Source organism: Micromonospora sp. DT41, assembly GCF_049841715.1.
GTDB lineage: Bacteria > Actinomycetota > Actinomycetes > Mycobacteriales > Micromonosporaceae > Micromonospora > Micromonospora profundi.
On record NZ_JBNCKU010000023.1, the window covers coordinates 66,539 to 77,802 of the forward strand.

At 69.1% G+C, this 11,264-nt stretch carries 9 protein-coding genes and 1 tRNA gene; 6 read left to right on the plus strand and 4 right to left on the minus strand.

From position 1 onward, the window contains the following. Nucleotides 1-262 precede the first annotated feature (262 nt). Nucleotides 263-664, plus strand: coding sequence for a rhodanese-like domain-containing protein (locus tag ACLQ23_RS29090; RefSeq protein ID WP_053653131.1), 402 nt, complete (start codon nt 263-265; stop codon nt 662-664). A gap of 132 nt (nt 665-796) precedes the next feature. On the opposite strand, the gene ACLQ23_RS29095 is transcribed toward ACLQ23_RS29090, so the two are convergent. The 3 genes from ACLQ23_RS29095 to ACLQ23_RS29105 all read right to left on the minus strand — a co-directional run bounded on the left by ACLQ23_RS29095 (nt 797) and on the right by ACLQ23_RS29105 (nt 4,461). Then, a complete protein-coding gene (locus ACLQ23_RS29095; protein ID WP_355593922.1) occupies nt 797-2,338 on the minus strand; it encodes a cobyric acid synthase in 1,542 nt (513 codons plus the stop codon). After that, nucleotides 2,335-3,399 carry a cobalamin biosynthesis protein gene (locus tag ACLQ23_RS29100; protein ID WP_355593921.1) on the minus strand — a complete coding sequence of 355 codons (1,065 nt, stop codon included), beginning with the start codon at nt 3,397-3,399 and terminating at the stop codon, nt 2,335-2,337. Before ACLQ23_RS29100 ends, ACLQ23_RS29095 begins: the two co-directional genes overlap by 4 nt. Nucleotides 3,400-3,618: 219 nt before the next feature. Then, nucleotides 3,619-4,461, minus strand: a complete 843-nt coding sequence (locus ACLQ23_RS29105) for a single-stranded DNA-binding protein (protein ID WP_355593919.1) — start codon at nt 4,459-4,461, stop codon at nt 3,619-3,621. Between the two features lie 345 nt (nt 4,462-4,806). On the opposite strand from ACLQ23_RS29105, the gene ACLQ23_RS29110 reads away from it, so the two are divergent. Continuing rightward, nucleotides 4,807-5,244 carry an HPF/RaiA family ribosome-associated protein gene (locus ACLQ23_RS29110; protein ID WP_355593917.1) on the plus strand — a complete coding sequence of 146 codons (438 nt, stop codon included), beginning with the start codon at nt 4,807-4,809 and terminating at the stop codon, nt 5,242-5,244. Between the two features lie 140 nt (nt 5,245-5,384). After that, nucleotides 5,385-6,437, plus strand: a complete 1,053-nt coding sequence (locus ACLQ23_RS29115) for an alpha/beta hydrolase (RefSeq protein WP_355593915.1) — start codon at nt 5,385-5,387, stop codon at nt 6,435-6,437. A gap of 23 nt (nt 6,438-6,460) precedes the next feature. Here ACLQ23_RS29115 and ACLQ23_RS29120 read toward each other — a convergent pair whose 3' ends face one another. Further along, complete coding sequence (locus ACLQ23_RS29120; protein WP_053653133.1) at nt 6,461-7,168, minus strand: hypothetical protein; 708 nt, start codon at nt 7,166-7,168, stop codon at nt 6,461-6,463. Between the two features lie 158 nt (nt 7,169-7,326). Here ACLQ23_RS29120 and ACLQ23_RS29125 point away from each other — a divergent pair. The 3 genes from ACLQ23_RS29125 to ACLQ23_RS29135 all read left to right on the plus strand — a co-directional run bounded on the left by ACLQ23_RS29125 (nt 7,327) and on the right by ACLQ23_RS29135 (nt 10,968). Further along, nucleotides 7,327-7,399: transfer RNA gene (locus ACLQ23_RS29125), tRNA-Arg, on the plus strand. Between the two features lie 68 nt (nt 7,400-7,467). Continuing rightward, the gene (locus ACLQ23_RS29130) at nt 7,468-8,997 is read left to right on the plus strand and encodes a tyrosine-type recombinase/integrase (protein ID WP_425881377.1); all 1,530 of its coding nucleotides are present in this window, start codon (nt 7,468-7,470) and stop codon (nt 8,995-8,997) included. Between the two features lie 99 nt (nt 8,998-9,096). Then, on the plus strand, nt 9,097-10,968 hold the full coding sequence (locus ACLQ23_RS29135; protein WP_425881378.1) for an RNA-directed DNA polymerase: 1,872 nt from the start codon (nt 9,097-9,099) through the stop codon (nt 10,966-10,968). Nucleotides 10,969-11,264: the final 296 nt, after the last annotated feature.

An 11,264-nucleotide genomic window follows, 5' to 3' on the forward strand; every position in this document is an offset into this window, starting at 1 on the left:
GGATCACGCGGCATCGGCGGGGTGCGTTGGCCGCCTGACCCGTCCGGCTGACGCTCGCGGTGTCGGGTGCGTTGGCGGGCTGACACGTCCGGCTGACGCACGCGGTGTCGGGTGCGTTGGCGGGCTGACACGTCCGGCTGACCGCTGCGGCCGGGGGACCGTCACGTCCGGGGGAATTGCGGCGGCGAGGGGTGACGGGCAACCCGTTCGCCACGCGGGCGGGTAGCCCGATCGGCATGATCTGGTGGTGCTCCGAGACGTGATGAGCCCCGGCATTGACGCCCTGCTCGAACAGGCCCGCGCCGGGCTGCACCGATTGACTCCGCAGCAGACCGTCGAGGCGGTCCGCGGCGGCGCGCTGCTTGTCGACACCCGTACCGACACGCAACGCCGCGAACAGGGCGACCTGCCCGGTGCCGTCGTCATCGACCGGACGGTGCTGGAATGGCGACTCGACCCGGCCAGCGCCTGGCGCATTCCGGAGGCCACCGGCTACGACCGGGAGATCGTGCTGGTGTGCCGCCAGGGCTACAGCTCCAGCCTGGCCGCCGCCAGCCTGCAGACCCTCGGCCTGCGCCGCGCCACCGACATGATCGGAGGCGTGGACGCCTGGCTCGCCGCCGGTCTGCCCACCACTGATCGCCCCGCCGACATCCGCCCCTGAACTCCCACCAGACGCCGCAACGGCGGCCCGACTGGCGGGGACGGGCAGGCCACCGTCGCCGAAGCCAACCGTCCCCGACGCCGAGCCGCAGCCCAGCCGGGACGGCGGGAGAAGTCGCGGCTGAGTCTCCGGTCAGGTTTGCGGCGGGCCCGGTGGGATGAACGGGAGCCCGGGAGTGGGGCCGTTTTCGATGAGTTTCCAGAGGGCGTCGGTGTCCAGATGCTCCTCGACGAGGTCGCCGAGCAGGTCGAGCGAGCGTTCCCTGGCGGCGGCAAAGCTGGTGACCGGTGAGACACGGAACCCGGTGCGCCCGGCCAGTCGTGCAGCCTCGGTGAGAAACCAGCGACGGAACTCGTCCGACTCGAATGCCCCGTGCCAGTGCGTACCGTGCACCGCGCCGAGCACGGCGCCTTCGCCGACGCCGTCGGCACCGGTCAGCAGCGGGGTCAGGGTCGGGTCGGCGTGTGAGACGTACCCGTGGTGGATCTCGTAGCCGCGCACGGGCAGGCCACCGGGGGCGGTGCCCACCGACTGCCGGACGGTCTTGCGCGTGTCGAAGGTGATCTCGATCGGCAGCAGGCCGAGCCCGGCCACGCTGCCCTGCTGGCTCTCCACCGGGTCGTGGATGGCCCGGCCGAGCATCTGGAAGCCGCCGCAGAGGCCGAGTAGCGGCTTTCCGCTGCTCACGTGGGCGTGGATCGCGTCGGCGAGGCCCGTCTCGCGTAGCCAGGCGAGATCCGCGACCGTCGACTTCGAGCCGGGTAGGACGATCAGGTCTGCGGCGGCCAGCTCGGCCGGTTCGACGGTGAGGCGGACGCGCACGCCCGGCTCGGTGGCCAGCGCCTCCACGTCGGTGGCGTTGCTGACCCGGGGTAGCCGCACGACTGCCACGTCCAACCATTCGGTGCCGTGCGGCGCGGCGGGGCGGCCGAGCACTCTGCCGTAGGCGAGTGAATCCTCCGCGTCCAGCCACAGGTCGAGTGCCCAGGGCAGCACCCCGTACGTGGGGCGGCCGGTAACCTGGCGCAGCATGTCCAGGCCGGGCTGAAGCAGGCCGCGGTCCCCGCGAAACTTGTTGATCACGAAGCCTGCGATCAGCGCCTGGTCGGCGGCGTCGAGTAGCGCCACAGTGCCGAACATCGAGGCGAACACCCCGCCCCGGTCGATGTCGCCGACCACGAGCGTGGGCAGGCTGGCGTGCCGGGCCAAGCCCATGTTCACGTAGTCCCCGCCCCGCAGGTTGATCTCCGCAGGGCTGCCCGCGCCCTCGCAGATCACCACGTCGTACACGTCGCGCAGCTCGGCGAGCGCGGCGTACGCGGTCTCGGCGAGCCGGGGCCGCAACTGACCGAAGGTGCTCGCCGTGATCGTGTCGACCGCCTCGCCGAGCAGCACCACCTGACTGGTCAGATCGCTGCCGGGCTTGAGCAGTACCGGGTTGAAGCGCAGGTCCGGGGCGATCCCGCAGGCCGCTGCCTGCATGGCCTGGGCGCGACCGATCTCGCCGCCGCGCCCGTCCGGCCCGACGACGACTGCCGAGTTGTTCGACATGTTCTGCGCCTTGAACGGCGCCACCTTGACGCCTCGGCGGTGCAGCCACCGGCAGATGCCTGCGGTGACCACGCTCTTGCCGGCGTCGGAGGTGGTGCCGGCGACCAGGAGGCCGCCGCTCACCGCCCGCTCCCCTGCCCTGCCACGACAGCCCGCGACCTGCTCTGGCCGATCGCGCCACCCAGCCCACGCCCGCCGACCGCTGCGTGCAGCGCGCGCCGACCCACGGCCTTTACCAGGCGGCCGACGGTCACCGGGTACGCGGCTGCCAGTCCGAGGGCGGCCAGGCCGACGGCGCCGGAGATGCGGGCGGCCCGCTTGAGGTGGCGTGCTTCGGGGCGCGGGCCGTCACCCAGGAACGGGCGTACCTCGGAGCGCCCGAAGTAGACGTTGCGGCCACCGAGGCGGACGCCGAGCGCGCCGGCCATCGCCGCCTCGCACTGGCCGGCGTTGGGGCTCGGATGGTCGTTGCGGTCGCGCCGCCACACGTGCCAGGCCCGCTCGCGGTCACCGTGTGCTACCGGGGCGACAGCGACAGTGAGCAGCCCGGTCAGCCGGGACGGCACCAGGTTGAGCAGGTCGTCCAGTCGAGCGGCCGGGGTGCCGAACCGCGCGTACCGCTGCGACCGGTGCCCGACCATGGCGTCGAGGGTGTTCGCCGCGCGGTAGCCCAGGAGGCCTGGTAGGCCGGCAACCGCACCCCACACCAGCGGGGCGACCACCGCGTCGGAGGTGTTCTCCGCGACGGACTCGACGGTGGCCCGGGCCAGCTCGGACTCCTCCAGCGTCGACGGGTCGCGGCCGCAGAGGTTACCGAGGCGCTGCCGGGCGGCGGGCAGGTCGCCGTCGCGCAGCGTTCGACCCATGACAGAGGCTTCGTGCCGCAGGGTACGGCCACCAAGCACGGTCCACGTTCCGGCTGCGACGAGTGCCGCGCGGGCCACCGGCCGGTGCCGGGTGGCAGCCGCAGCAACCGCGCCGAGCACCACGGGCCCGCCGACGGCGAGCGTGGTGAACGCCGCCCCGGCTGTCCGGTCCGGTCGGTAGAGACGGCGCTCCAACGCGCCGGCGGCCCGCCCGAAGCCGGCCACCGGGTGCCACCGGCGGGGGTCCCCGAGCAGCCTGTCCAGGGCGTACCCGGCCAGCAGCCCCACCGCGTCAGCAACCGGCGCTGTCCGTCGCACGCGTACCACCTCCGGCCAGCCAGCCTAGACGAGCACCTCATGAGCCGACCCGCGTCCGCAGCGCTCCACCAGCCCGCGGTGCCGCTGCCGACACGCGGGGTGACGACGCCAGTCGCATCGCCACCCCGCCCCCGTCGTGCCGTACCGGTGCTGCCGCCGTTCCCGCGCCGTGGTGAGCGACAAGCAGCAGTGCCGGTGGGGGAACCACGAGCCGAACGGTCACGCCGGCTGCGGAACCCGCCCTCGGCCACGCCGCCCCCGACCGGACGGCGCGGCGTCCGGCCGACCCTCGTCGGGTACGGGTGCCAACTCGTCGTCGGGGTCGCCCTGCGGGTCGCCGTCGCCGGGAGGAGTCAGTTCGTCGTCGTCGAGGGCGGCAGGAATGTCGGCCACGCCGCCCCGTCCGCCGCCGACGCCACCCGCGACGCCGCCCTGGCCGATGACGGCCCTGTCCTCGCCGAGAGAAACGCCGCCGTCCAGCGGGCCGTCGTCCGGGCCATCGTCCGGGCCGTCGTCGAGCGGGTCGTGGTCGACAGGGCTGGCCCGCAGCGAGCCGAAGTCGGACAGCTCGAAGTCGTCGTCCAGCTCGCGGCCGTCGGGCAGCACTGGCACCTGGCCGGCCGGCACCGGCTCGGTGGGCTCGCCGTGCACCCGGCTCTCGGCCTCCGCGTCCTCGACAGTGCTTGTCGCTAGTGTCGGCCGGTTACGCAGGAAGCGGGCCCGGCCACGGGACAGGTCGTGGCCGACGGCTACCGCCTCCAGCTCGTAGACGGTGCGGTGGTTGCCGGCGTCGTCGGTCCAGTCGCGGGTGTAGAGGCGGCCACAGACCACCACCGGATCGCCGACCATCACCGAGGCTGCCACGCCTTCGGCGAGCTTGCGCCAGCAGTTCACGCGTACCCGCAGCGAGTTGCCGTCGACCCAGCGGCCGCTGTCGCGGTCGAGCCGGCGGGCCGTGGAGGCGACCTTGAAGTTGGCCACCAGGGTGTTGCTCTGGGTGGTGCGTCGCCACTCGGGTGCGGTAAGCACGTTGCCGACGATCGTGACGTAGGTATCGAACATCGTCCCTCCAGGGGATCGGGGTCTGCCAGCGCGAGTCGACTCGGCCCTCAGCCTGGGCGGCGCCGGCGTGGGTCGCCAGCGCCCCACCCCCGACCTGTGGACAACGGGACCTCCTGTGGATAACGCCCTGATCAAGCCCTCGCGTGCTACGGCCGAAGCCGCCTGCCGCGCCGCCGATCACGTCCCCGGCACCGCCGACGGTGCTCGGCACGGTCCCGGCGGTTCCGGGGCCGACCGAGTGGGTATGGATTTGATCAACGCACCACCGACAGCTCCACGTCGACGAGAGGTCAGCGTCATGATGATCACTACTTTCGGCTTCGCGACCGTTTCCGAGGTGCGGCGATGAGCGCCGTGGCGAACCCGGCCACCGTGGCGGAGTGCCTGCGGGTCGGCGCCGGGTTCTCGCAGGGCGACCGCAACTGGATCGCCGAGCAGTTCGCCACCCTCGACGCCCGGCTGGCCAGCTTCCACGCCGACGCCACCGAGCTTGAGGTGTCGGTGAAGGATCGGGAGGCCCGGGGTCAGAAGGTCACCCTGGAGTGCTGGATCGCCGGCCGCCAGAAGATCGTCACCACCTCCAGCGAGGAAGACCTGCACGCCGCGCTCAACGACGTCCGCGACGACCTGCGGCGGCGACTCAACGACGCCAAGACCCGCCAGGAGCCGCGGCACAACAAGCACCTGCGCGACGTCAGCCCGCCGCAGGGCCCAGTCGACACCGAGGAGCCGGACGCGCTGCCCGCCGCCGACCCGAGCCGCGCCGACGCCGAGACGGCCTGAGCGCGTACCCGCTGTGTCCCGGCCGGCAGGCACTGCCGGTCGGGGCCGGCGGGCCTGCCGGCCGCGGTTCGAGAGCCGGAGAGTGGGCCCGGCGGCGTCGGGGCTACCAACGGGTAGCTGGTCGGCGTAGCGTCGGTTTCGTGGAACCGGACGTGTTGGGGCCGCCCTACGAGCGGCAGACGATCGACCTGGGCGTCGACGATGAGGGTCCTGTCGTCGCGACACTTGTCCGCCGGCGGGCGGAGCGCCCCACCGGGCGGGCGGTGCTCTACGTTCACGGCTTCGTCGACTACTTCTTCCAGACCCACCTGGCCGACTTCTTCGCCGAACGTGGCTGGGATTTCTACGCCCTCGACCTGCGCAAATACGGCCGCAGCCTGCTCGCGCACCAGACCCCCAACTTCTGCCAGGACGTCAGCGACTACTTCTCCGAGCTGGACGCCGCCGCCGAGATCATCCGCTCCGACGACGGGCACGACACCCTGCTCGCGATGGGCCACTCCACCGGCGGCCTGGTCCTGTCGCTCTGGGCGGACGCCCGCCGCGACGCCGGCACCATCGACGGCCTGGTCCTCAACAGCCCTTTCTTCGACTTCAACGCCCCCTGGGCGCTGCGCCGACCCATCGCGGCCGCCGCGGCCCGGCTGGGCCGCAGGGCGCCGCACCGCATCGTGCCGCTCGGGCTCGGCACTGTGTACGGCGAGAGCCTGCACGCCGACCATCGTGGCGAGTGGACGTACGACCTGGCGTGGAAGCCGCTCGCCGGGTTCCCGGTCCGGGCCGGCTGGCTGAACGCGATCCGTACCGGCCAACGCCGGCTGCGCGCCGGGCTGAACATCCAGGTGCCGGTGCTGGTGGCCTGCTCGACCCGCTCCTTCCGGAGCACCAAATGGCACGAGAACGCGACACTTGCCGACACGGTGCTGGACGTCGAGCACATGGTCCGGTACGCGCCCCGCCTCGGCCGGCACGTCACCCTGGCGCGCTTCGACGGAGGGCTGCACGACCTCACGCTCTCCGGCCCGGCCGTACGCGGACAGGTCCTGGACGAGGTCGGACGGTGGGCCGAGGCGTTCCTGGCCGCCGGTCCCACCGCCCCGGCCGAACCAGCCCTGACCGATCCAGCCCCGGCCGAACCAGCCCTGACCGACCCCTCCACGGCCGAACGGACCGGGGCGACGGCCAGCGACTGACCACCCGACGACAGGACGACAGCTCAGGCGTCGCCGGGCGTGGCCGGAAGGACTGCCCGGATCCGGTCGAAGGTCGCCACCGGATGCCCGTCGACACCGGGCAGGACCAGGCCGAGGCAGTACAGCGACACCTCACCGGCGGCGTCGGCGTGCACGGTGAAGACCGGCGCGCCGACGTACCCCTGGGGTAGCTCCGTGGTGATCCGCACGGTGTCGCCGTCGCGGACCACCCGCTCGATCGCCACCTCCAGCGGCCGGGAGCCGTCGGCGCGTACCCCATGGGCAAGCACGAACGCGGACCCGGCGGCGGCGGTGCTGCGCTCGACCACCTCGGGCCCGGCGGCGATCCCGGCGGGCACCGGCTGTACCCGCCACCGCCAGCCGCCGTCGCCGGCGCTGCGGTGCAGCCCGGCGGTCGGGAGCACCGCGACGCCGTCGCCCGGGAAGCGCGCCCACCCGGGGGTGATCTCGGCCACCGTGATCGCGTCCGGGGCGACGCCGGCCGGTTCGGTGACGCTCGCCCGCAGGCCCACCTCGCCGCCCGCCGGGCCGACCAGGTCGGCGGCGGTCAGCAACGACTCCCCCACCGGGTCGTCGGCGGCCTGGAAGAAGAACGCCGTGCCGAAGCGCTGGTCGGCGGCGTCCGATGACCGGTACGGCAGGATGGCGCGGCCGACGACCTGGCACAACTCGTAGGCGACGCCGCTCTCGGCGTCGGGGTCCAGCAACACCAGCCGAGGGTACGGGCCAGCGCCGCGCCCACCGGCGGGAACCCGGATGCCCGGCACCTGGCCGCCGTGAGACCCTGCTCGGCGATGTGGACGCGAGCACCCTTTTCCCCGCTGCGAGGCGGGGCGGCGGTACCCTCTTGGCGCGACATCCACGCCACGCGCCCGTAGCTCAGCGGATAGAGCAGGGGACTTCTAATCCCAAGGCCGCAGGTTCGAATCCTGCCGGGCGCACAGCCACTTTCCTCATCTGAACGCCTCGCGTGGGGCTATTCGTGGTGCGAACGAGCTACGGTTGCCGCGTGGCGAGTTCGAGCGGACGCAGCAAGCGCCAGCGCGGCGAGATCGAAACCCTGCCCAGCGGGTCACTGCGCGTGAAGGTCTATGCCGGTGTCGATCCGATCAGCGGCAAGCGGCACTACCTGACCGAGACGATTCCCGCCGGTCGCACCGCCGCCAAGGAAGCCGAGAAGGCGCGTACGCGGCTGCTGGCCCAGGTGGACGAGCGGCGCAACCCGCGCACCCGCGCCACGCTCGACCAGCTCCTAGACCGGTGGCTTGAGGTGGCCGACATCGAGCCCACCACCCGCATGGGCTACGTCAACAAGCTCAACAAGCACATACGGCCGGTGCTCGGCAAGCTGCCGGTCGGTCGACTCGACGCCGAGACGTTGGAGTCGTTCTACGCGAGCCTGCGCCGCTGCCGCGACTGGTGCGGCGGCAAGGCGTACGTGAAGCACCGCGTAGAGGGCGAGCACACCTGCACGACGAAGTGCCGGCCGCACGTCTGCAAGCCGCTCAGCGCGTCGTCAGTGCGGCAAATCCACTGGATCCTCAGTGGAGCCCTCAGCCGCGCCGTCCGGTGGCGTTGGATCGCCGTCAACCCCGCCGGGCAGGCCGAGCCACCGGCACCGCCGCATCCCGACCCGCAGCCACCGAACCCGGCCGACGCCGCGCGCATCATCAACGAGTCGTGGCGCGATCCGGACTGGGGAGCGTTGGTGTGGCTCGCCATGACGACGGGTGCCCGGCGGGGCGAGCTGTGCGCGTTGCGCTGGCAGCATCTCGACCTGGCCGCCGGCGTGCTGACGCTGCGCCGCAGCGCCTACCTGGACGAACACGGCGAGCTGCGAGAGAAGGACACCAAGACGCATCAGCAGCGGCGGGTAGCGCTCGACCCGGACACGATCGAAGTGCTACGCGAGCTACACGGCCGGTACGTCGAGCGCCTGGCCCAGCTCGACGCGGACGCCGATCCCGCCGATTACGTCTTCTCCCCCGAGCCGGACAACAGCCGTGGCTACCGGCCCGACACCCTTACGCAGCGGTACGGCCGACTCGCTACCCGGCTCGGCATCACCAGCCACATTCACGCCCTGCGCCACTACTCGGCGACCGAGCTGATCAACGCAGGTGTCGACGTGCGGACCGTCGCCGGCCGGCTCGGTCATGGCGGAGGCGGGACAACGACACTCAGGGTCTACGCCGCCTGGCTGTCGGAGTCGGACCAACGTGCGGCCGGGACGCTGGCCGCACGGATGCCACCGCGCCCGGTCGCACCGACGCAGCCCACGGCGGCAAGCAGTCCGTATCAGAGGATCGCCGCCGAGCTGCGCGAGCAGATCACCGCCGGTCGTCTGCAGCCCGGCGACCAGCTCCCGGCAGTTGCCGAGCTGGCCTCAGCGCATGGCGTTTCGGTCGGGACGGCTCACCGCGCCGTAGCGCTGCTGACGGCGGAGGGCTTGGTAAGCGTCATCCGAGGTCGCCGCGCGACCGTTGCAGACAACCTCGGCAGGTCAGAGCCAGAACAGCAAGCCGTAGATCCATTCTGACACTCAGTACAAATAACCCATAAAGTCTAATATGCGGGCGTAAGGTGCACAGTGTTTGTACCACGCGACGGTTGGGCTTGCCGCGTGTATCTTGCACAGATGCAGATCGGCCTTGCCCAGGTTGCCGATGAGGGCCTTCTAAAAACCGTATGGAAAAGGGAAGTCCGGCGAGCCCTACGCTCAATGACATTCAGCAATATAAACCTTGCTCCAGATCCGCTGCATTACGCAGGATATGAATGGGGCCTGGAGACGCTCGTTGCGGCCCTGGCTCGGGATCTACGCTTGGGGCGCTATGCCCCAGAGCGGGGTGAGATTGTCAGAGCAGCCAAGGGAAAAGGACTTTCGCGCCCTTTGTGTTTCTTAGCAACCCGCGACGCTCTCGTTTATTCTGCTATCACATGGCTTATCCGCGACCAACTTACTACAGACGCGCAGGCTTGGGTGGGAGTTGCCCACTCCGACAAAGGGAGTCCTGACGGAAAGATCAACGACGATGCAGGGGATAGCTTCGACTGGTTCCGCTTTTGGCTTGCCCGCCAGGGTCAGATTCTCCAGATGGTTGATGACGAATCAGTAAGCTATTTTGTGGAATCTGATATCGCCAACTTTTACCCCTCAATCAGACTGGAGGCAATCCGAGAGCACCTTCACTCTCAGACATCGCTTGAGAAGGAGGTAGTTCGACTCTGTGTGCAAATTGTTGACGGAGTCATGCCTCGTCTCGACTACTCCGAAGTTTCGCTAATGGGGCTACCTCAAGAACAGATCGGAGCGTCGCGCGAAATCGCCCACAGCTTGCTGCTGCACGTGGATAAGGAGTTCGAGACCGAAGGAGCAAAAGGCCACTACACGCGGTACATGGATGACATCTTGATCGGCGCGAAGAGCCCGCAGGATGGCTTCGCGTACATCTCTCGGCTACAGCGAAGGCTTGAAGCTCTCGGCCTCTATCCGAACGCCGCCAAGACAACCGTCACCAAGGTTGACGAATACCTCACGGAGTCTATGGTGGAAACGAATGCAGCGATTGACCGCCTTGGCCACGAACTGGAGAAACACAGCAAGGGGGATCCCTATGTCATAACTCCACCCCCAGAACTCCTCGCCGAGATCGAGAAATTGTCAAGTGACCACCGGGAGCTAGATACGCGGCCGAAGCGCTGGAGTCGTGTCACCAGAAGAATCTATACTCTTCACCGCAAAGCAGGGATCCGAAATTGGTGGGAGCATTGGCGCGACGACATCGCTACTGATCCCGGCTCAGCGAAGTCAGTCCTTGAATACGTTCGCGCTTGGCCCCTGGATCAGAAGACCGCTGCGGATTTGGCGAATATAAGCGCCACCTATGGTGACCTATACGCCGACATTTCACTACTTTCCGCTGAGACAATCGTCTCTGCACCCGTGGCCAGCAACGGCGATTTGTGGGCGGATATTTTTAACATCTGTAAGAGCGAACTCGGGCGACTCATCACCGGCGCTTCGAGGACTCCCGAGCGAGAACGCCTTGCTGCCGCCTGGCTCTTGGCGGCCTGGAAGTTCGCCAACGAAGCACAACGCCTGAACATTCTCGCAAAGATCCCTTCCGAATCGGACGCAGTGTCAGCAGTTCGCGTTCAGGCATTACCCCTTCTCGTGGCAGCCGGAAGATCTTTGTCCGAGTGGGTCTCAGCCAAGCCAGGGCTGGCCTGGGAAAATGCTCTAGCTGCCGAATACCTGCGCAGCCTTCAGGAGGGCGAAGACCGCGCAGTTGGGGTTGCCTTGAATTTGCTGAACCCCGCATTGCGTCTCGCACCCCAGCGATATGTAATTCTCCCACGCGCACTATCGCTTATAGACATTGTAGGAAGATCTGCTTCAACAAAATTGAGCGATGCCGCGCCACGCATGTTGGATAGACTACGAAAGAACCCGGATCGACTTCGAGACTACCGATCGGAGGCGATCATCTCGCGGTGGTGCCCATAGTAGGAACTAACCTTTGGCCAACTACTGACGGTCGACCTCCTGTCAACCCGGCGCAGGTGACACGACCAAAATGCATCTGCTGCCTCCAGGCGGCATAATGCTGCTATGCATTTGCTGGTTCTGGGCGGCACTTGGTTCGTAGGCCATGCGATCGTGACGGCGGCGATCAACGCTGGCTGGGAGGTAACCACTTTCAACCGGGGCACCTCGGATCCCTTCCTAGCCTCGATCGTTCACGGCTGATGTCGGGCGTTCCGGCCCCGCGCGTGTGATCGTTCATTGTCGATGCGGTTGGG

Bases quoted from the DNA above. Each gene is read 5' to 3' on its own strand.
- ACLQ23_RS29135 (WP_425881378.1), top strand. From the start codon at position 9,097: ATGCAGATCGGCCTTGCCCAGGTTGCCGATGAGGGCCTTCTAAAAACC.
- ACLQ23_RS29110 (WP_355593917.1), top strand. From the start codon at position 4,807: ATGAGCGCCGTGGCGAACCCGGCCACCGTGGCGGAGTGCCTGCGGGTC.
- ACLQ23_RS29090 (WP_053653131.1), top strand. From the start codon at position 263: ATGAGCCCCGGCATTGACGCCCTGCTCGAACAGGCCCGCGCCGGGCTG.
- ACLQ23_RS29105 (WP_355593919.1), bottom strand. From the start codon at position 4,461: ATGTTCGATACCTACGTCACGATCGTCGGCAACGTGCTTACCGCACCC.